This is a genomic window from Nocardia sp. NPDC050406 (assembly GCF_044459025.1).
Lineage (GTDB): Bacteria > Actinomycetota > Actinomycetes > Mycobacteriales > Mycobacteriaceae > Nocardia.
This window is the reverse complement of the sequence record NZ_JBITIM010000002.1, coordinates 1,304,636-1,323,641: the sequence shown is the minus strand read 5'-3', so window position 1 is coordinate 1,323,641 and position 19,006 is coordinate 1,304,636. Positions and strand designations below refer to the sequence as shown.

Below are 19,006 nucleotides of genomic sequence, written 5' to 3'. Positions count from 1 at the left end.
AGTCCGACTGACCCGTGGAACACGGCGAGCAGGCGTCTCATGCCCGCGCCCCCCGCAGCGCCCCGTTCGCCCGCAGGCAAAAGTACCGCCGCCGTCCGAACCCGGACGGCGGCGGTTCTTTTCGTACCCCGATCAGTTCTGCGGCGCGGGCTGCTGCCCCTCCCCTGGAGGCTGCTGCCCCTCGGCCGGAGGCGGCGGCTGCGAGCCGGGCGGCAGCGGTTTGCCGATGTGCTGCGCCATATCCGGGATCAACCGGTTGGCCACCTGCTCCCACTGCCCCCAGTTGTGCACGCCCATACTCGGGAAGTCGTAGGTCACGTTCTCGTACCCGAGCGTCTGCATGCGCGACTGGAACGCCTTGGTGTTCGCCAGCGCGATGGCCTCCAGGGGCATGCCCTGGATCACCGCGTCCGCCGACGCCAGATCCTGTTGCGCCGGAATGGCACTGCCCGCGCTGATGAACAGCCGCGTCCCATTGGTGATCAGTTGCGGCGCGAACGAGTAGGGGTCCATGCGGGCCCACTTCTCGCTGCCCGCCGGAGCCATCGAATCGATGTTGTAGCCGCCCGCGGCGATCATGGCCAGGCGCAGCGCCTCGCGCATACCCGGCGCGGACATGTACAGGTACCCGGAAAGCGAACCGGCATAGACGAATTGGTCCGGATGGTAGGCCGCCATCACCAGCGCCGCCGTCCCGCCGCTGGAGAGCCCGAAGACACCGTTGCGAGTGCTGCTGAAGCCCAACCGATCTCGCAGCGCGTCGCGCAGCGTCTGCGTCAGATAGGTCTCCCACATGTAGGTGTAGCTCTTGCCGGAGGTCTCGGTCCAGCCGGAGACCGCCGAACCGGAGTCCGAACCCGGCAGCGCCGAACCGTCCGGGTTCACGCCGTTGAAGCTGCTCGGCTCGTTCCAGTCGGCGTAGAAGCTGGACTGGCCGCCGACCGGCATCACCACATTGATATTGAATTTGGCCAGGGCGGCCGGGATCTTGGTGTACTCCTCCCAGCCGTTCAGGTCGCTTTCGGCGCGTTCCCCGTCCAGCAGGTAGACCACACGGTCGGTACTGCCGTCGGCCGCGCGGAAGATCCGGTTCTTGATCGAACCCATGCTGGAGTCGACGTAGAAGTCGAATCCGGCCGGATCGTAGGCCGCCGCGGCGGTCCCGGACACTGCCACCGACGCCCCGAACGGTAGCAATGCGACCACCGCCGCACCCAGCGCGGTCCGCTTGAGCCATCCTCCCCGGGATGTGTGTGAGCGCTCCCGCGCCCCTGGCACAGCCATGCCTCGCATATTTTGTTTTGGCCTTTCCCTTGCGCGGCGGCCGCCGCGTCCCCTCGATGATCTCCCCGTGCGCACCGGTTTTCGGCGCGGCGGGCGTCGCGGGCAGCATACCGCGCGAGTTCGCGGTGATCGCTTCGAATGTGGCCGTCGACGAGCCACCCAGAACGGCAAACGTTGTTTATTGAGATCAAACAGCTCTCAAAGTTTTCAGCAAACTTCCCGCACACCAACCGGTTTCGAGATGAGCCCCCAGGTTTCCCGATAGGTAGCCGGAAATCTTGGCTGATGGACCTATCGCCCCGTACCGTGTCCAGAGGTCGGGAACCGGGAACGAAACCATCCCAAAAACAAGGAGATTCACCATGATCAACGTCCGGACCGCGGCATTCGTGGGCCTCGCCGCGGCGGCGCTGACCGCCGCCAGCACCGCTTCCGCAAGCGCGGGCAACCCCGCCGACTACGACGCGCAGGCCGCTCAGGTGTGCGCCGAGACCGGTGGCGGCGTGTACGAGAAGGTCACGTTCGCGATCCAGGGCTACCCCGCCTACGTGAACTGTGTGAGCGGCCCCGACATCCGCGTCACCCCCATGCCCGCCGGTGCCTACTGCACCATCCTCGGCATGCCGCCGGTGGTCGGCGAGGCCGACGGCACCGGGGCGTGCCGCCAGCTGGGCTAGTCGCGCTGCCGAGGGCTGGTGTGGCCGGGGCGCGAGCCCGGCCCCGCCAGCCTTCGCTGTGTGTGGGGTGTGTCAGCCGAGCTGAGACAGGCCCCGCAGCAGGGGCAGCACCGTATGCAGGAAGTCGCCCGGGCAGGCGGTGCGGACGCCGAGCGCCTGCCAGTCGCGGTGGCCGGAGACGGCCGGAATGTCGACGATGCGGCCCGTCACCGGGTTGGTGTAGCGGACCTGGGCGAAGGGGTTGATGCCCAGTCCGGAGCACAGGTGGGTGAGCACGATATCGAGGCTGTGCAGTGCGGCCTTGCTCGGTAGGGCATCGGTGAAATCGCCGATCAGGCAGATGCCGATATTTCCGGCATTGGCTCCGGCGACGTGTCCGGCGGTGACGATCTCGGCTCCGGGGCGTAGGTCGCCGCCGGGTTTGAAGATGGGCGAATCGTCTGTTCCGGCGTGGCGGCCCGTGTAGATGACGCCGTTCGGGTCGATGATGAGGTGATAGCCGGTATCGCCCCAGCCCTGGCCGTCCGGTTCGGGCCAGGCGTGCATGTGATAGACCTCTCGGACGGCGTCGCGGTAGTCGTCGAATTCCTCGCCGGTGGGAATGGCGCTGTGGTGCACCGTAATCACCTGCGCCGGTGAGTATTCCGGTTCTCCCCAGGTCATGCGGGTCTCGTCGGCGCCCCATCCGGAGCGTGTCACCACGGGAAATCCCCACGCGTAGGAAGTCAGCACGGGTGCGCGAAACGGCGACTTGGTGGGCGGGCCGAAAATACGGGGCGCGGTGACGGTTTCGGCGACGACACCGACGCGATCGGCACCGGCGGGAATCGCGAACGGCTCCGAGAGCGGTGCGGGTCGTCCGTCGCGTCCGTGTGTGGGCGGTTGCGCGGCAATGGGTTCGGTCCACATGCCCTGCACGCGGAACCGCACCGGAATCGGTTCGGTCGTCTGCTCCGGCCACCGCAAGGCACCGAAAAGCCCGCCACGGCAATCTGTTTCATTGACGGGCTCGGCTTTGGCGAGCGGATCGACTCCGATCAATCCGGTGGCGGCCAGGGCTGCGGCACCGCCGAGGAGCGTACGACGACTGAGACGAGGATTCACCTCGCCACTCTAGGCAATCACCGGCCGTCGACGACCGCGGCGTCTCCCAATCCTGGTGCGGCAACCGCTTATTCGAAACGCCAACTGGTCGCGCCGTGCGGCTCGGTGAGCGCGACGCCGACAGCGGTACGAATGACGAACCGGTAGAGATGCCAGGGCCCCGGCCCCGCGCTCTGCGCACTGAACGGCGCGGTGATCGCATCGCCGGACCGCTCCGCGGGCCAGTCGAAGCGCCGATAGAGCTCCGTCAAGGCATCCAGTTCGTCGATCTCGGTGGTGCGCTGCGCATCGCCTTCGAAGGTCAGATCCACCTCCGGAAACCGAAACGCCAGCGCACAAGCCGGATTGACCGCCAGATTGCGCGACTTGACCGTCCGCGGACCACTGGTGAAATACAAATACCCCCCATGCGCCATAGCGCCGATCCCCGTCGAATGCGGCCTGGAATCCACCCCCACGGTAGTCAGAAACGACGCCGTCTCCGCCAACCCGATCCCCACCTCGAGCGCCTTGTACGCCCGACTCCACGGCAACTTCGCATCCCCATAGATATTGAGATCCTTCGCCTCCACAGGTTCAGGCAACATGCTTCCTCCTAGATTCGCGGCTGACACCAGTAAAGACGCCCCACCACCCCAAAACTCATCGTCCACCCCGAACCCCGGCGAGTCTTCCTCCCCCGCGTACTCGATGGTCTCAACCATCCCCCCGGGGAAAACGGTCAACCGACGCCGGTACATCACGCGCCCCGACTCCGCCGCACCCCACTCAGGAACGCCGCCGCCGTCTGCTTCCGCGGACACGGAGGATCACACACCGCGTGAATCTTCAGAATCCCTTCTGCCCGCTCACGATCCAGCGGAAACACATACCGCTTCTCGCAATCGTCGCCGACTCGCTTCTCGCCTTGCTGTGGTGTCATGTCGATCCCTGTTCGTAGTCGCTACCGGGGAACGCCGCATCACGACGTTACGAAGGGCCGCGCGCCGCCCACCACGGTTATGCGTGACTATGCGCGAGGTGACGGATTCCTGCTCGGATGCCGCTGTTGGACGTCATCATTGAAGACGCGTGAGCATTCGAACGCATAACACCGATTGGAGTCCGACCATGCGGTTGCATTTTCTCGGCAAGGGTGGCACCACCGGCGGAGGCTGCCCGAGCTTGTACGCCACCGACGGCGAGACCTACGTCGTCCAAGGTTGGCGAACCGACACTCCCGACCAAGTCGAAATACCGCACTTGCTAACGGGATTCGCGCTGGCCGATACCTTCATCGGTGCCACCATGACCGACACCGGACGCGGAACCTTCACGCTGACCGGCACCCCGGTCACCGATCGTGAAACGCGCGCACAGATGGACATCTACCCCGACGAAACCTGCGTGGAAGTGCCCAAGCTAGGAAGGACGTTCTACGGTGCTACTCGCGCAGGGTGAGGATTTTCTGAAACTTTTCCACGAGGCCGAGCGGGAAGCCTTCCATCTCGAAGTGCAGGACACCTACGAAACTCCCGAGGAATCCGAGCCGTTCCGGAGATTCCTCGAGGATGAACACGACGACTACGAGTGGTTTCGGCCATGGCTCGATCACATTCGTGCGACGACAGCCAGAGGTGTAGCCGTCAACCGGGCGCGGGTGGTCACCGAGCCGCACACCGACTACACCCGCTTCGCCAAGTCGGTGGCGCGCTTCAATGTCGAGGCGGGGGAAGACGTTCGGTACTTGCCCCGCCACCTCATCGATGACAGCGACCTGACCGCTGACGACTGGTGGCTGTTCGACGACGCCGTTCTCGGCTTCACGGTGTTCGAACGGTCCGGGCGATGGGCCGGTGCCGCGGTCACCACGGACCGCCGCATAGTCGAGTTCGCCCGGACGGTGAAGGAGCGGGTGTGGTCCTCGGCCGTCCCGCTGGCGGGATACAGCGAGCAGTGACGGCTGATCCGCACCAGGCCAAAGAGGCTCTCGGACAACGGCTCCGAGAGCTTCGCCTCGACGCCGGTCTGACCGGGACCGACCTGGCCCGACGCGCGGGGTGGCATCAAACCAAGGTCTCGAAAATCGAGTACGGAAAACAGACACCCACCGACGCCGACATACGGGCCTGGTGCGCCGTCACCAACGGCGAATCCCAGGTCGCCGACCTCATCGCGACGGTTCGCAATATCGAAGCCGCGTACCTGGAGTGGCGACGGATCCTCGGTACCGGCACGAAACGACGCCAACAGGTTTCGGTGAGGCTGGAGGCCCAGACCGAATTCATGCGGTGGTTCGAACCGTTCCTCGTACCTGGGCTGCTTCAGACGGCGGAGTACGCCGAAGAGATCATGCGTAATGTCATCGACTTCTACCGCACCGCCAACGATCTGGACGAGGGCGTCGCGAAAAGAATGGAGCGCCAACAAGTTCTGTACCGCCGCAACCACCGGTTCCACTTCGTCCTCGCCGAGCAGGCCCTGAACACGACCGTCGGCAACGACCACATCATGATCGGGCAACTCGACCGTCTGCTGGCGGTGGCGACCATGTCCCGCGTCACGCTCGGCATCGTTCCCGCCACCACCCGGTACCGTGTGCCGATCTCGAACTTCATCATGTTCGACAACACGCGAGTCATGATCGAGACCGTGACGGCCGAGATGAGCGTCACCCAGCCGCGCGAGATCGCGCTCTACGGCCGCGCATTCGATTCCTTGGCCAGGCAATCGGTGACCGGCGAGGGAGCACGAGCACTCATCCGCGCCGCACTCGAAGCCCGGTCGCACTAGCAATCGGCGGTCGGCTTCAGTCGCGGCAAGGGGGCAACTTTCGCGGCGTCTTCGAGGGTGCGGGTTCCGAGGGCTACGTCTATTGCGGCTGGGAGGTCTAGGTGTAGTTCCAGGTCTGGGGTGGGGGCGGGGCCGTCGTGGTGGGTGATGGCGGTGTCGGTGATCACGTAGTGGAGGGTGGTGTCGGCGATGTGGACTGTGGCTGTGCCGGTGGGGAGGAGTTGGGCTATGGCGCGGCCCAGGGGGAGGGAGAACCAGTGGGGGCGGACGGCGTCGGAGGGGCGGCGTTCGCCGAGGAGGGGGGTGCCCCAGGTGGAGAGGGCCTCGAGGACTGGGCGTAGGGACAGGCCCAGGGGGGTCAGTTCGTAGACGACGGTGGAGGTGCGGGCTCCGGCGCGGGTGCGGGTCAGGATGGCTTCGCGCTCCAGGTCTTTGAGGCGGGCGGCGAGCATATCGGTGCTGATGCCGGGTAGGTCGGCGAAGAGGTCGCTGTATCGGCGTGGGCCCGAACACAATTCGCGCACCACCAGCAAACTCCAACGGTCGCCGACGATCTCGAGCGCTCGGCTGACGGAGCAGTAGTGGTCATAGTTGCGGCGTGGCACGAGCCCACTGTAACGAATCGCTTGGAAATTCCAAGTGCAAACTTGGAATTTCCAAGTAGAGTGTGCGGCAACCGGATCGAGAAGGGGTTGTTCATGCAGGTCAAGCAGTCCAGCAAGCTGGCGGGTGTCTCCTACGAGATTCGCGGGCCGATCGCCGTGCAGGCCGCGCGGCTGGAGGCCGAGGGTCACCACGTGGTGAAGCTCAATACCGGCAATCCGCTGGAGTTCGGGTTCGAGGCGCCCGCGGAGATCCTGCAGGACATCGTGCGCAACCTGCCCTCCTCGAGCGGCTACTGCACCTCCAAGGGCCTGCTCTCGGCCCGCCGCGCGGTGGTGCAGTACTACCAGACCCTCGGCGTCAACGATGTCGACGTCGAGGAGGTCTTCCTCGGCAACGGCGTCTCCGAACTCATCATGATGGCCATGACGGCGCTGCTGGAGAACGGCGACGAAGTCCTCGTCCCCGCACCGGATTTCCCGCTCTGGACCGCCGCGACCACCCTCAACGGCGGCCGCCCGGTGCACTACATCTGCGATGAATCCTCGGACTGGTTCCCCGATGTCGCCGATATCGAAGCCAAGATCACCGACCGCACCCGCGCCATCGTCCTCATCAACCCGAACAACCCCACCGGCGCGGTGTACTCCCCCGAGGTACTGCGCCAGGTCCTCGAGGTGGCGCGCCGCCACAGCCTGGTGGTCTTCTCCGACGAGATCTACGACAAGATCACCTACGACGACATCCAGCACACCGCGACGGCCTCGCTCGCCCCCGACCTGCTCTGCCTGACCTTCTCCGGCCTCTCGAAGTCCTACCGCGCCGCGGGTTTTCGCTCCGGGTGGCTGGCGGTCTCCGGCCCGACCCAGCACGCCGAGAGCTTCCTGGAGGGCCTCACCATGCTCGCGGGCCTGCGCCTGTGCGCGAATGTGCCCGCGCAGCAAGCGATTCAGGCCGCGCTCGGCGGCCACCAGAGCATCCACGACCTCACCCTGCCCGGCGGCCGCCTGCGCGAACAGCGCGACCGCGCCTGGGAGGCGCTCAACGCCATCCCAGGCGTCTCCTGCGTGAAACCCAAAGGCGCGCTGTACGCCTTCCCACGCATCGACCTGGAGATGTACCAGATCCGCGATGACGAACAGTTCGTCCTGGACCTACTGCTGCAGGAGAAGCTGCACATCGTCCAGGGCACCGGCTTCAATTGGCCGCGCCCCGACCACTTCCGGATCGTGACCCTGCCGCACGCCGACGACCTGGAGGCCATTATCGAGCGCATCGGACGCTTCCTGGCCTCCTATCGCCAGTAGGCGGGCGGGATCAGGGCTGGCCGGTCGCGACCGCCGTCAACGCGTCGGTGAACGGCTGGCCGCCCATGATCATGCCCCCGGCTATCGCGCCGACGATCAGCCCGATCGGCCCGGTGATGACACTCAACATCAGCAAACCGACTGCCGCGCCGATGATTCCGCCGAGAATACCGCCCACGACCACCCCGACGATATTCCGGTCGATTTCGGCGATAAGTCGATCCATGGACCCGATCGCGCGCAGCTCACCGATTTCCTCGGCCGTCATTCGCGGTGTCAGAGTGAGCTTTTCCCCGTGGTCGTCGATTTGTTCCACGAGTTCCAGGCGTTGGCCCGAGATGTCGAAAGTCAATGGCACTTCGGCGATCACCTCGCCGCCCTCGGAGCGCACCAGCACCCGCGCGCCGTCGGCGGTCATCTCGAATCGCCCCCCATCGACCGAGGTGGTGACCGTCCGGTCGAGATCGGCGAGCACGGTACGGTAGCCGACCCCCCGATCCACGCCTGAGCTGGCATTCTGCCGGTCGACCGCGGCGGGCTCGGCCGCCACGGTTCCCGCCGAGATCCCGACGGCGGCAATGGCCAGCACCGTGGTCGCGGCGAATGTCCCGAACCTCATTTTGAATTTGTTCCTTTTCACAGATCATCGGATGGCGCGTCTGCGGTGCGCCGAGAGAAACGTGGCTGTCGCACAGCATGATTGGCGATACTTGACAGCTCATCGTTGCCACATCGTGATCTAGTCATTTGATCAAAATGATTGTGATTCAGAGCAATTCGACACCCGTGCGTCTTATGGTGTATATCTTCCGTGATCTTGGTTCTGCGGCCCTGGAGGATTGATTGTCCAGCCGACGTTTTCAAGCCGGTCTGATTCTGACGGCGGTGGTGATCGGGGGCGCGGTGGCGGTGGCCGGTGTGCTGGCGGCCGCCTTGTCGCTACCCGGTCTCACCTCCGGCGATACCGCGCCGACCACGGGCGCGGCACCGGTCTCCATGCCCGCCATGACCTTCGAGGCGAGCCCGCTCGCCCTCGCCGATCCGGCCGTCCCGGGCCGCACCGCGCTCACCAACAAGACCGCGGCCCAGGGCCGCCCCGCCGTGAACGTCGGCGACTGCGTGGATGTCGGCAACGACGCGCCCCTGGCGAAGACCGCCTGCGGCACCGGCGAATCCGGCTACCGAATCGTCCAGACGGCAGCCGAGCACGGCCACTGCCCCGCCGACGTCGATCACATCCACCACGAGCCGCGACTCGGCGCCGACAACGACGCGGTGTGCCTGGATATCGACTGGGTGGTCGGTGGATGTATGCGATTGGGCGACGACCCGACGCATATCGACTGTCACACTCCCGCCGACACCCAGGCGGTCCGGGTGTTGGCCATCGAACGAGACACCACCGACATCACCCGATGCCCGTCGGGCGACGCCGGTTTCGTCTACGACCAGCGTCGCATCGTGGTCTGCGTCGCCCACCTGCCCTGACGCCCGGCCCACCGTCAGGCGGTCAGCCCCCGCCGGGTCAGGAGCGGATCGATGTCCGGGCCGCGACCTCGGAAGGCCGCGAAGGCCTGGAGCGGATCGACCGACCCGCCGCGCGAGAGCAGCTCGCGGCGGAAGATCTCACCCTTCTCGCGCACGGACGCCGCGCCGTCCTCGAACCACTGGACGGTATCGGCGTCGAGGACCTCGCTCCAGATATACGAGTAGTAGCCCGCCGCATAGCCGCCCGCGAAGATATGCGCGAAATACCCGGTGCGATAGCGCGGTGGGATGGCCGCGAGGGCGATGCCCGCCGTGCGGAGGGCTTCCTCCTCGAATTCCTCGGCGTCGGTTCGGGTGGCGTCCGCGGGCAGGCGGTGCCAGGCCCAGTCGAGCAGGGCCGCGGCGAGGTACTCGACGGTGCGGAAACCCTCGCCGAAGCGTTCGGCCTCGGCCATGCGCTCGACCAGTTCGGTGGGCATGGCCGCGCCGGTCTCGACATGTTTGGCGTAGTTGGCCAGGATCTCCGGGCGCGCCATCCACATCTCGTTGACCTGCGACGGGAACTCCACGAAATCGCGCGGAACCTCGGTGCCGGAGAAGAAGGGGTACACCACATTCGAGAACAGCCCGTGCAGGGCATGGCCGAACTCGTGGAAGAGGGTCCGGACATTGTCCCAGGTGAGCAGGGCCGGTTCCCCCTCCGGCGGCTTCACGATATTGAGGTTGTTGACCACCACCGGGCGCTGGCCCAATAGCGTGGACTGGCTGACCAATTCGTTCATCCACGCCCCGCCGCGCTTGGAGGGCCGCGTGAAGAAGTCGCCGAGGAACAGCCCCAACGGTGCGTCGTCGGCGTCGAAGACCGCGAAGACCCGCACCTCGGGGTGGTAGCCGATCAGATCGTCGCGCTCGCGCAGGGTGATGCCGTAGACCTGTTCGGCGGCGTAGAACACGCCGTCGCGCAGCACCCGCTCCAATTCGAAGTAGGGGCGCAGCGCCTCGGCCTCCACCGAGAACCGTTCGGCCCGAACCTTTTCCGACCAGAACTGCCAATCCCAGGAGCGCAGTTCGCCGTCGTCGGTGGCATCGCGCATGGCCGCCGCCAGCTCGTCCGCCTCGCGTTCGGCATTGGCGACCGCGCGCGGAACCAGCTGCCCGAGCATATCCTCCACCGCCGCAGCGGTTTTCGCGGTCTGATCCTCGACGGCGTAGGAGGCGTGGTCGGCGTAGCCGAGCAGCGCCGCGCGTTCGGCGCGCAGCGCCGCCATCCGGGCGGCCAAGACACCGTTGCCGTTCTCCTCGAACCCGCGCCCCAACGACGCCGCCATAACCCGTTGGCGCACATCGCGATCCGCCAATTCGGCCAGGACCGGCTGATTCGAGAAGTTCTGTAGGCTCAGCGCGTATTTGCCGTCGTGGCCGAGCGATTTCGCGTTCTCCGCCGCGGCCGCGACCGCCGTCGCACCCAATCCGGCCAATTGCTCCGCACTGTCCAGCACCAGTGTCGCCGCATTGGTCGCCGCGAGATTGTTCTGCCCGAATTCCGTTGCCGCCGCGGCGAGTTCGGCGTTCAGCTCACGCAGGCGAGCCTGTTGGGCGGCATCGAGCCGAGCACCGGCGCGCACGAATCGGAGGTGGTACTGCTCCAACAGCCGCGCCTGTTCGCCCTCGAGTCCCAGTTCACCGCGGCGCTGATACAGCGCGTCGATGCGGCCGAAGAGCGCGGCATCGAGGTGGATGGCGTCGCGGTGCGCGGCCAGCTTCGGCGAGATCTCGGCCTCGATCCGCTCGGTCCGCGCACTGGAATCGGAGCTCGCGATATTGAAGAAGACGTTCGCCACCCGGGTCAGCAGCGTCCCCGAACGTTCCAGCGCCACAATCGTATTGTCGAAGGAGGGCTGTTCGGAGTTCGAGGCGATGGCGGCGACCTCGGCCAATTGTTCGGCCATCCCCCGTTCGAAGGCGGGCAGATAATGCTCATCGCCGATCTCCGCGAATACCGGAAGCTCGTACGGCAGCGGGCTGCGCTCGAAGAACGGGTTCATAGCGCCACTGTATGCGGCCCCCGGACCGAGATCGGAAAATGGTTGGACGGTAGCCCAGGATGTCCGGATTATTCTCCGGGTGACCTCGACGCCCCAGGAACGCCTCAGGCTGATCGGCCGCGAGGATCCCGCGGCCGCGACGGCCGAGACGCTCTCGTGGGTAATGAATCTCGACGATTCCGATTCCCCCCGCGATGTAATCGATGCCCTCGGACTGGCCCCGTACCTCAGCGGCGAACAGCCGCACGCCCTTTCGACCGGACTCGACCATGTGAAGCCCGACGCCCCGCTGCGCCCCGCCGACGCCCGCGTCCTGCGCACCAGCGACGACAACGGCACCCGCGCCATCCTCTGCGCCGGGGACGGCTGGACGCTGCGCGTGGTGCGCCGCTCCTCCGGCGCCGCGCAGATCGATGTCTGCGCCGCCACCGAGGCGCTGGCCCGCGAGGTCCTCGACGCCTGCACGACCGATGCCACCAGGGAGCCGGAGCCGGACGAGAGCCTGGTGGAGATGGGCTTCTGGCACAACAGCGGCCATGGCCCGCTGCGCAAGGAGCGCAAGATCTCCGCGGCCACCTGGGCGCAGGTGGAAGCCAATTACGCCGTCGGCGTCGGCGCCGCCATGCGCCGCCTTATGGCGCTGCGTCCCGAGGATGTCACCGGCCGCCTGCTGCTCCTGCACGGCCCGCCCGGCACCGGCAAGACCTCGGCCCTGCGCGCCCTGGCCCGCGAGTGGTCCGACTGGTGCCAGGTCGACTGCGTGCTCGATCCGGAGACCCTGTTCGCCACCCCGGGCTACCTCATGGAGGTGGCCATCGGCGTGGACACCTACGACGAGGCCAAGCGCCGCTGGCGACTCCTGGTGCTCGAGGACTGCGACGAACTCATTCGCGGTACCGCCAAAGAGTCCACCGGCCAAGGGCTTTCACGGCTGCTGAACCTCACCGACGGCATGCTGGGCCAGGGCCGTGACGTGCTGGTGGCCATCACCACCAACGAGAACATCTCGCGCCTGCACCCGGCGGTGATCCGGCCCGGCCGCTGCCTGGCGCAACTGGAGGTGGGCCCGCTCCCGCGGGCCGAGGCCGCCGCGTGGCTCGACCGCGAGCTCGCCGACCGCCCGAAACCCGTGGTCGGCCCCGACGGCATGACGCTGGCCGAATTGATCGAAGCCCGGGAATCCCGCACCCGTATTCAGGCCGCACCCGTGGATCCGCCAGCGGGCAGCGGGGGCTACCTGTAGGAGTTCCGGCCTAGCCGAGGGTGAACGAGGCGCTGCGCCCACGCGCCTCCAGGCGACCGTCGCCCCAGCTGGCGCTGCCGTAGGCGTCCACCTCGAGCGCGTATTCACCGTCGGGCGCGGTAGCGGGCAGCCGCACCGAGGCGGTGGGCGGTCCGTCGACGATGTCGAGGTAGACGCGCTCACCGCCCGGGGTGATGAGAAACAGCCGCGCGTATTCGAAGCGCAGTCGAATCGCCGAGGGCCCGGCGAGCGACCACTGGATGTCGAGTGATCGGGTGGCGGGGTCGGGCGACCCGATGGTCACCCGCAGTGTCTCCAGGGCCTCGAGCCCGACCTGGTGCCGCACGACTTCCTCCTCGACGCCGCACCGGGCGCGCGGTACCGGCGCGCCTCGGCGGGGCTTTCGTCTGATGTCCAGGCTGGCACGGACATCGCGGCGAGGCAATCGGACATCGCGGCGAGGCAAGGCGACTGGGCCGCGGCCGGTTCAGGCGCGGCGGTCCACCGTGGCCCACGCGGCCAGCGCGACCGCGCTCGACACCACCGCCACCGACGGCCACGCGCCGATCTTCTTGGCCAGCGGATGCGAGGCCCCCATGGCTCCGATCGACAGGGCGGTCAGTCCCGCGGCCCCGCCAACACCGGCGCTCTTGTACCACCGCGGTACGGCGGCGAGGGTGCCCGCCGCGAATACCGCACCACCCAGCTGCCGCTGCTTCGTCGCCTGGGCCAGCGCGAAACCGCCGGTGAGGCCACCGGCCGCGAGCAGAGACGTGGGGATTCGAGCCATGTTCACTACCTCCAGCAACTAACGGACAACGCGTTCGACCATAGCTCGCGCCCACCGGCCGGATGCGCGGCGGTGGCACGCCCTGGCACCGGCTTTCGGCGGCATACGCCCGATTTATCCGGGTCGAATCGTTAGGCTGAGGCGATTCGGGATTGGCGTTCGCGCAGGTTGACCGAGAGGAGTAGCCGATGTCCGGCGGCCCCACCCCCATATCGCAGTGCGCCTCGATCGACGATCTCTCCGGCATAGTCGGCAAACATCTGATCTACGCCTACGACAACGGCTGGAAATACGAACTCTACGTACGCAATGCGGAGACCATCGAATTCCGCTGCCTGCTCGGACCGATGTTCGGCCGCTGGTCGAAGAACCAACCCGCCAAAATGGTCCGCCTGACCGATGGCCTCTACAAACTCGCCTGGGTGGAGCCGACCGGCACCACCACCAATGTCATTCTGTGGCTGCCCGACCGCCGCGTCCACACCACCATCTCCTACCCGCAGTGGATGCTGGACTATCCCGAGAGCACTCTCGGCCGCTACGAGGACAATCTCGACGACATCATCGCCGACCGCGACCGCGGCCCCACCTATCCGCTGACCCTCGTCTCCTCCAACGGCCGCATCACCTTCCTCGAAACCCGAGACCCCGACGACGACACCGTGATCGACCGCGCGCCCGGCAAATTGCCGACGGGTTATGCCGACCGAACCAATTGAGCCGAGTCAGCGCGCGAGGTTGGCCAGCCCGAGTATCAGGTGCGCGGATTCGGGATACCAGAAGTCGGAGTGCGCGCCCTCCACGCGGCGAAAGCGCCCGGAGCGGTAGCGCCAGTTCGCGTCCACATTCACGATACGAGCTTCGAAATCGTCGTACCCGTACTCCTCGCCGAGCGCGCGCAACCGTATCGACTGAAGTTGGTCGGCGGGTTCCCGCACACCCCGATAGCCGACACCGGTGGCACGTTCGGCGAACCAATGCCAGAGCCCATTCGCTCGGTCGGCAGTGGAGTGGGTCACCACGATGGGCCCGTTGATCGGCGCATCGCCGAGCAGCCGGGGCAGCCGGTCGGCGAATATCGTTGGCGGCGCGGCCATTTGGAATACGACGAGGGTATCCACGGTGTAGGGGTACTTCGGATTGCTCCGGTTCCACCCCAGCGTCGTGGGACGGCTCTCCGCCGCCGCCTGCACGGCCTCGACCAGGAACCGGCCGCCGAACGAGTGCCCGACGCAGTGCAGGTACTGTCCCGCCGCGGTTTTCAGCACCGGGGCCGAGCCGGGCAACCGACGCGTCTCGTCGATATAACCGAGCAGATGTGCCAACGCTTCCGCCGCATTCCCCTCGGTGGTCATGGCGTGGGCACGATCGCGAATCCGGCGGTAACCCCACGGCAGCGGATTGCTCGTCGACGGCCACCGCACCGTCACGTAATACCCGGACCACGGACCCAGATTCGGGTATCTGTCCGCGTTCTCGCGGCGGGTGGATTCCAGCGCGGCGCACAACCGCTGGCCCGAATCCGCCGCCCGCTCCGGTGAATTCCGCCAGCCGTGCACGAAAACGACTATGTCGGTGGCGTCTTCGGGGATATCGAGTTCTCGAGCCAGGAAACCCCGCAGGTACCTCGGCTCAACCGGCTTCCCCGAACCGGGATCCAGGAAATCCCCATTCGCGTCGAGGTCGAGAATGATGTGCTCACCGCACGGGTCGCTCACGGCGACTCCTTCCACAGATGCACGTCGATGCCGCGATACAGCGAGAAGATCAGGCCGAGCGGATTCCGATACTCGTCGGCGAATGTCCTTGTCAGAGCGCGCATCACATCACCCAGGCGCTTACCGGGATCCAGGAATTCGGTGAAGAGCCTCGTGGTGTACTCCAAGGCAAAAGCCCTGGGCAGGTCGACCTGGGGGCCGACCAGGCAGCGCGCCCCGTATTTCAGGAAGTGCTGTCCGAATGCGGGATAGAAGTGTGCTGCCATCCGCCCGCCCTTGCAGGCGCAGATGAACACCACCGGCTGACTGCGCAGGTGCCCTTTGGACAGCCAGCTCTGTAGCTCGGTGCTGAAGATCTTCTCACCGTCGCCGAGTTCGAGGTACGAGCGGCCCAACTCACCACTGCTGACTTGTCCGTGGCAACCGAAATAGATGATGTGTTCGGTGGCCCGCTGCTCCAACAGGGCCACCGCCAGCTCGTCTCTGGTCCGCCGCACCTCGGCGTGGGTTCGGTCGTCGAAGAACTTCAGGACCGGCTCGACGAACGGCGTCGGTGGGTGCTCGCGGTCCACGTGTTCGTTGACATTGAGCCCGATATTCGGTTTCGACGTGAACACGATGCGACTGTCGAACCCCTTCGCCCGGGAGAGATTGTGCTCGACCAGGTGGCGGTACCCCAGAAATCCCGACATCGACCAGCTGGAGCCGACCCCGTACATCCGCTGCGACGCGTCCATGGGCACGTAGAGCAGCGGCCACGGCGCGAACAGATGGTCGGACTCGATCGTGATCACCTGTTCGCCGTCGCGCAGCGCGTAGACCAGGTATTCGCCGATCTCGGCCAAGCCCGGATCGCCGTTCTCGAACAGTAGGTGGAACAGCTCGTGCCCGGCCTGGGCCAAACCCAACCCGACCGCGTCGAGCAGCTCGCGGTCCTCCGAGCCGGAGAGATCCCATCGATCGGTGAAGGGAAACCCACTTCCCTTGCGCCCCTCGGGTTTGAAGTCGATGACGCCTCGCTGCCACCGTTCGCGCACGACCGTGACGGCGTCCTCGATCTCGTTGCGCTTGGCCTGTAGCTTCCCCTGGTAGCCGCCACCGCCGTCTTGCGGGAAGGCGCTCCCCCACGCCTGGACCTCGTATCCGTCGTCCTTGGTACCGAAGCGGATGTATACGGTCCGATTCCGGTTGTACGGACGAGAAGCGGGACGCCGCAGGGCCGTACGGTTGTCGGCCGCGTCCCCTGATTCGCGGGTCATGGCCGGGTCGTCTGCCTGTCCGCCAAGCCCACATTCAGGTGTTGGCGAACCTCCTGGAGGAACTGCCCGTCATCGTCCTGATAGATCCGGTATGTCAGCTGGATCTGGCCGAGGCCGCTCGGTACGACCTCGAATTCGATGGGCGTGCTGGTGCGATCGGTATCGAGCACCACCACCTGGGTCATAGGTCGCACACTCGCTTCGTCGGACTGCACGAGCACCCGCAGCGCGACGGGTTCCGGCAGCGGGTCACGCTCTCTCGACCCGGCGGGCGCCTTCTCGGGCACGAGCACCGCGAACGCGACCCGCGTCGGCGTTCCGATCACGGCCCTGTCGCCCGAGAGAGACCACACCTGCACCTCGCGGTCGGTCATAAGCCCCGAATCCGCGCTCTCCTCTTCGGATTTCGACGCCAAGCCCGCCAGGACGGCGTCGGTCTTCTCGAGACTCTCCTCCGGCAGCGGCACCGATCGGTCGTGCTCGGCCCGCCAACGCTCCAGATTGACGGGCCGATAGTTCGGTTTGTCCAGCACACTCGAGGCCAATCGAACTCCCTGTGCGCCCGGGGCATACAGTCGACGGCTGGAGTCCGAATAGAACCGTTGGCGTCGTGGATTCCGGAGTGCGCGAAGCACATTCGTGATCGCATCGATCCGCCGGAGCGATACGTGCCGCTGGTAGTAGCGGGAGCCGTCAGCTCGACCGTCCGCACCGAGCGACTCCAGTAGGTCCCAATCGAAGACGAGACCGATCTGCGAGGCCTCCATCGCCATCCAGCGCAGGGCGATATCGGACAGCCCGCCCTCCTCGTATCCGCCGCCGATATCGGCGTGCACGCCTTCGAACCAGACCTGTTTGATACGGGGGATCTGCGGGTTGTATTTCTGATTCAGTTCGATCGACGTCTCCCACAGGCAGGGTTCGAAGTTGCGGCGGCGTTCATCGATCGCCAGCGCCTGCCTGGCGCAGCGCACGCTGGTGGGCAGCCGCAGATCGTGGAATCGGTGCCGCCGTGCGGCCAGCCCCGGGACGCCGAGCGCACCGACCGTCTCGAACACGCCCAGAAAGTCGACCTTGACCGGATGATGGGAGTGCTCGCGCCGGAACTCCTTCCACGCCGGTGGATCCCACGGCCGGTGGGAACGCTGTCGGTAGAGACCCAACGCTTGACCCAGCCGCCCGTCGATCACCGACTGCGAGGTCATGATCCCGACCTTGTCGATCAGACCGGCCAGCGCGCGGGCAACGTACGCGCCGCGGCTGAAGCCGAAGAGATAGATCTCGTCGCCCGGCTCCCAGTTCGCCACCAGATGCGAATAGGCAGCGGCGAGATTGGCGTTCAGCCCGATACCGCTCCACACCGGCCGAGCCATCAGTCGGTCGCCCAGGTAGCCGAAGGAACCGGGCCCGGCGACATAGGCGACCGACTGGTTGACCACTCCCCCGTGCGGCCCGCGCGCATCGAACCGAATGGTATGCGCGATCTTGACGATATTCGACACCGTCTCGGTCGATTCGACCTTCCACATGCCGTCGCAGCAGACGACCAGGCGCTTCATGTCGGCCCTTCCATTGCCCCTCGCACAGGGTGATGAGCAGTATCCTCCGAAAGGAGCAGCGGGCCAACCGTTTCGCTACGAAGCGGAGGTGATCAGTGTCAGCGCGCGCCGAGGGCGTCGAGGATCATCGGGCGGGCGGTTGCCAGGGCCTGGCCCCAGTACGGCCAGGTGTGCGTGCCCTGGCCGAAGTCGATGCGTGCGCCGATTCCCAAGGCGGCGACGCGGTTTCGGAAGATCTGGTTGGCGACCTGGGTCATGGCTTCCAGGCTCATGGCGTTGAGGGTGTTGCCGACGCCGTAGGGGAGGTCGGGCAGGCCGGGGACGCCGTTGCCGGTCCAGAGGTACATGGGCAGGCCGCGCAGGCGTTCGGCTTGGACGGTGGCGTCGTTGCGGCTCCAGGCGGGGTCACCGGCGGGGCCCCACATATCGTCGACATTGAAATTGCCCTCGTCGCGCATGGCGGCGCGCATGGCCTCGTTCCAGAGCGGGAAGGTCGGGTTCACGTAACCGGAGAACGATCCGGCGAAACGGAATTGGTCACGGTGGTAGGCGGCCAGAATGAGGGCGGCATTACCGCCCATGGACGCGCCGACGACGGCATTGTTGCTGCGCGATACGCCATAGCCTTCGAGGAAGGCGGGAAGTTCCTGGGTCAGGAAGGTTTCCCATTTGTAGGTGACCCTTTGGCCATTGGTGCTGCTGGGCCGGTACCAATCCGTATAGAAACTCGAGTGGCCGCCGACCGGGAGCACCAAAGTCACATTGTCGCCGACGAATTGCCGCAACGCGTCGGTGTCTGAGGCCCATTGGCTGTGGTCGTGGGGCGCGCGCAGACCGTCGAGCAGATAGACCGCCGCGCTGCCGCCGCGGGCCGCCCACTGCACCTGAACCTTGATGGGCCCCATGCTCGACGGCACCCAGAGTTCCTCGTAACCGCCCGCCGGGGCGCGCAGCACCGGTGCGTGGACCGGCGCGGCAGTGGCCACCGTCGCACCGGCCGACGAGACCAGAAGCGCCGTCGCGAAGACCGTGATGGTCTTGCGCAGCCAATCGTGTCGCCGGTTTCCGAAACGCGCTGCCGTATCCACCCGTGTACCTCCCATTCAGGGTAAGTTACCGAACCGCCCCGAATTCCGCTGTCGCTCAGGCTAAGTTGG

Annotated in this window: 20 protein-coding genes; 8 read left to right on the top strand and 12 right to left on the bottom strand. The window is 66.3% G+C overall.

The annotated features are described in order from the left end of the window. Positions 1-132 precede the first annotated feature (132 nt). Complete coding sequence (locus ACIBH2_RS19290; protein WP_397119175.1) at positions 133-1,284, bottom strand: alpha/beta hydrolase; 1,152 nt, start codon at positions 1,282-1,284, stop codon at positions 133-135. Between the two features lie 362 nt (positions 1,285-1,646). Here ACIBH2_RS19290 and ACIBH2_RS19285 point away from each other — a divergent pair, with 362 nt between their 5' ends. Beyond that, complete coding sequence (locus ACIBH2_RS19285) at positions 1,647-1,961, top strand: hypothetical protein (protein WP_397119173.1); 315 nt, start codon at positions 1,647-1,649, stop codon at positions 1,959-1,961. 72 nt (positions 1,962-2,033) lie between these two features. On the opposite strand, the gene ACIBH2_RS19280 is transcribed toward ACIBH2_RS19285, so the two are convergent. Together ACIBH2_RS19280 and ACIBH2_RS19275 are read right to left on the bottom strand one after the other, a co-directional pair. Continuing rightward, positions 2,034-3,065, bottom strand: coding sequence for an N-acetylmuramoyl-L-alanine amidase (locus tag ACIBH2_RS19280; protein ID WP_397119171.1), 1,032 nt, complete (start codon positions 3,063-3,065; stop codon positions 2,034-2,036). A 68-nt stretch (positions 3,066-3,133) separates the two neighbouring features. Next, positions 3,134-3,652 carry a pyridoxamine 5'-phosphate oxidase family protein gene (locus ACIBH2_RS19275; RefSeq protein WP_397120885.1) on the bottom strand — a complete coding sequence of 173 codons (519 nt, stop codon included), beginning with the start codon at positions 3,650-3,652 and terminating at the stop codon, positions 3,134-3,136. Positions 3,653-4,136: 484 nt separating this feature from the next. Here ACIBH2_RS19275 and ACIBH2_RS19270 point away from each other — a divergent pair, with 484 nt between their 5' ends. Genes ACIBH2_RS19270 through ACIBH2_RS19260 form a run of 3 tightly spaced genes read left to right on the top strand, consistent with a single transcriptional unit; the run spans position 4,137 to position 5,837 of the window. Beyond that, entirely contained in the window at positions 4,137-4,505 is a 369-nt protein-coding gene (locus ACIBH2_RS19270) for a hypothetical protein (RefSeq protein WP_397119169.1), read from the top strand. After that, entirely contained in the window at positions 4,486-5,004 is a 519-nt protein-coding gene (locus ACIBH2_RS19265) for a DUF6879 family protein (RefSeq protein WP_397119167.1), read from the top strand. Before ACIBH2_RS19270 ends, ACIBH2_RS19265 begins: the two co-directional genes overlap by 20 nt. After that, complete coding sequence (locus tag ACIBH2_RS19260; protein WP_397119165.1) at positions 5,001-5,837, top strand: helix-turn-helix domain-containing protein; 837 nt, start codon at positions 5,001-5,003, stop codon at positions 5,835-5,837. The genes ACIBH2_RS19265 and ACIBH2_RS19260 overlap by 4 nt, the downstream gene beginning before the upstream one ends. On the opposite strand, the gene ACIBH2_RS19255 is transcribed toward ACIBH2_RS19260, so the two are convergent. Then, complete coding sequence (locus tag ACIBH2_RS19255; RefSeq protein WP_397119163.1) at positions 5,834-6,442, bottom strand: winged helix-turn-helix transcriptional regulator; 609 nt, start codon at positions 6,440-6,442, stop codon at positions 5,834-5,836. The two genes, ACIBH2_RS19260 and ACIBH2_RS19255, sit on opposite strands and share 4 nt — an antisense overlap. A 93-nt stretch (positions 6,443-6,535) precedes the next feature. On the opposite strand from ACIBH2_RS19255, the gene ACIBH2_RS19250 reads away from it, so the two are divergent. After that, positions 6,536-7,747, top strand: a complete 1,212-nt coding sequence (locus ACIBH2_RS19250; RefSeq protein ID WP_397119161.1) for a pyridoxal phosphate-dependent aminotransferase — start codon at positions 6,536-6,538, stop codon at positions 7,745-7,747. Between the two features lie 10 nt (positions 7,748-7,757). On the opposite strand, the gene ACIBH2_RS19245 is transcribed toward ACIBH2_RS19250, so the two are convergent. Beyond that, a complete protein-coding gene (locus ACIBH2_RS19245) occupies positions 7,758-8,366 on the bottom strand; it encodes a hypothetical protein (RefSeq protein WP_397119159.1) in 609 nt (202 codons plus the stop codon). Between the two features lie 224 nt (positions 8,367-8,590). Here ACIBH2_RS19245 and ACIBH2_RS19240 point away from each other — a divergent pair, with 224 nt between their 5' ends. After that, positions 8,591-9,235 carry a hypothetical protein gene (locus ACIBH2_RS19240; RefSeq protein WP_397119157.1) on the top strand — a complete coding sequence of 215 codons (645 nt, stop codon included), beginning with the start codon at positions 8,591-8,593 and terminating at the stop codon, positions 9,233-9,235. A 14-nt stretch (positions 9,236-9,249) separates the two neighbouring features. Here the strand turns inward: ACIBH2_RS19240 and ACIBH2_RS19235 are convergent, their stop codons facing one another. Beyond that, on the bottom strand, positions 9,250-11,280 hold the full coding sequence (locus ACIBH2_RS19235; RefSeq protein ID WP_397119155.1) for a M3 family metallopeptidase: 2,031 nt from the start codon (positions 11,278-11,280) through the stop codon (positions 9,250-9,252). Positions 11,281-11,359: 79 nt separating this feature from the next. Here ACIBH2_RS19235 and ACIBH2_RS19230 point away from each other — a divergent pair, with 79 nt between their 5' ends. Continuing rightward, entirely contained in the window at positions 11,360-12,523 is a 1,164-nt protein-coding gene (locus tag ACIBH2_RS19230) for a DUF5925 domain-containing protein (RefSeq protein WP_397119153.1), read from the top strand. Between the two features lie 10 nt (positions 12,524-12,533). On the opposite strand, the gene ACIBH2_RS19225 is transcribed toward ACIBH2_RS19230, so the two are convergent. Both ACIBH2_RS19225 and ACIBH2_RS19220 read right to left on the bottom strand, forming a co-directional pair. Continuing rightward, a complete protein-coding gene (locus tag ACIBH2_RS19225) occupies positions 12,534-12,869 on the bottom strand; it encodes a hypothetical protein (protein WP_397119151.1) in 336 nt (111 codons plus the stop codon). Positions 12,870-13,010: 141 nt separating this feature from the next. Continuing rightward, positions 13,011-13,313, bottom strand: a complete 303-nt coding sequence (locus ACIBH2_RS19220; protein ID WP_397119149.1) for a hypothetical protein — start codon at positions 13,311-13,313, stop codon at positions 13,011-13,013. Between the two features lie 188 nt (positions 13,314-13,501). On the opposite strand from ACIBH2_RS19220, the gene ACIBH2_RS19215 reads away from it, so the two are divergent. Further along, positions 13,502-14,032: a phenolic acid decarboxylase gene (locus ACIBH2_RS19215; protein ID WP_397119147.1), complete on the top strand. Its 531-nt coding sequence runs from the start codon at positions 13,502-13,504 to the stop codon at positions 14,030-14,032. 6 nt (positions 14,033-14,038) lie between these two features. Here the strand turns inward: ACIBH2_RS19215 and ACIBH2_RS19210 are convergent, their stop codons facing one another. From ACIBH2_RS19210 to ACIBH2_RS19195, 4 genes are all read right to left on the bottom strand, one after another. Next, positions 14,039-15,031, bottom strand: coding sequence for a hypothetical protein (locus ACIBH2_RS19210; RefSeq protein WP_397119145.1), 993 nt, complete (start codon positions 15,029-15,031; stop codon positions 14,039-14,041). Beyond that, positions 15,028-16,290 (bottom strand): CHAT domain-containing protein, encoded by a 1,263-nt coding sequence (locus tag ACIBH2_RS19205; protein WP_397119143.1) that lies wholly within the window; start codon positions 16,288-16,290, stop codon positions 15,028-15,030. The genes ACIBH2_RS19210 and ACIBH2_RS19205 overlap by 4 nt, the downstream gene beginning before the upstream one ends. After that, the gene (locus ACIBH2_RS19200) at positions 16,287-17,849 is read right to left on the bottom strand and encodes a DUF2235 domain-containing protein (RefSeq protein ID WP_397119141.1); all 1,563 of its coding nucleotides are present in this window, start codon (positions 17,847-17,849) and stop codon (positions 16,287-16,289) included. Before ACIBH2_RS19200 ends, ACIBH2_RS19205 begins: the two co-directional genes overlap by 4 nt. Positions 17,850-17,947: 98 nt before the next feature. Continuing rightward, entirely contained in the window at positions 17,948-18,952 is a 1,005-nt protein-coding gene (locus ACIBH2_RS19195; protein ID WP_397119139.1) for an alpha/beta hydrolase, read from the bottom strand. Positions 18,953-19,006: the final 54 nt, after the last annotated feature.

What these genes read in the sequence shown, in the direction of transcription:
- ACIBH2_RS19200 (WP_397119141.1), bottom strand. Translation starts at nt 17,849, where the DNA reads ATGAAGCGCCTGGTCGTCTGCTGCGACGGCATGTGGAAGGTCGAATCG.
- ACIBH2_RS19215 (WP_397119147.1), top strand. Translation starts at nt 13,502, where the DNA reads ATGTCCGGCGGCCCCACCCCCATATCGCAGTGCGCCTCGATCGACGAT.
- ACIBH2_RS19235 (WP_397119155.1), bottom strand. Translation starts at nt 11,280, where the DNA reads ATGAACCCGTTCTTCGAGCGCAGCCCGCTGCCGTACGAGCTTCCGGTA.
- ACIBH2_RS19285 (WP_397119173.1), top strand. Translation starts at nt 1,647, where the DNA reads ATGATCAACGTCCGGACCGCGGCATTCGTGGGCCTCGCCGCGGCGGCG.
- ACIBH2_RS19250 (WP_397119161.1), top strand. Translation starts at nt 6,536, where the DNA reads ATGCAGGTCAAGCAGTCCAGCAAGCTGGCGGGTGTCTCCTACGAGATT.
- ACIBH2_RS19275 (WP_397120885.1), bottom strand. Translation starts at nt 3,652, where the DNA reads ATGTTGCCTGAACCTGTGGAGGCGAAGGATCTCAATATCTATGGGGAT.
- ACIBH2_RS19290 (WP_397119175.1), bottom strand. Translation starts at nt 1,284, where the DNA reads ATGGCTGTGCCAGGGGCGCGGGAGCGCTCACACACATCCCGGGGAGGA.
- ACIBH2_RS19220 (WP_397119149.1), bottom strand. Translation starts at nt 13,313, where the DNA reads ATGGCTCGAATCCCCACGTCTCTGCTCGCGGCCGGTGGCCTCACCGGC.
- ACIBH2_RS19195 (WP_397119139.1), bottom strand. Translation starts at nt 18,952, where the DNA reads ATGGGAGGTACACGGGTGGATACGGCAGCGCGTTTCGGAAACCGGCGA.
- ACIBH2_RS19205 (WP_397119143.1), bottom strand. Translation starts at nt 16,290, where the DNA reads ATGACCCGCGAATCAGGGGACGCGGCCGACAACCGTACGGCCCTGCGG.
- ACIBH2_RS19245 (WP_397119159.1), bottom strand. Translation starts at nt 8,366, where the DNA reads ATGAGGTTCGGGACATTCGCCGCGACCACGGTGCTGGCCATTGCCGCC.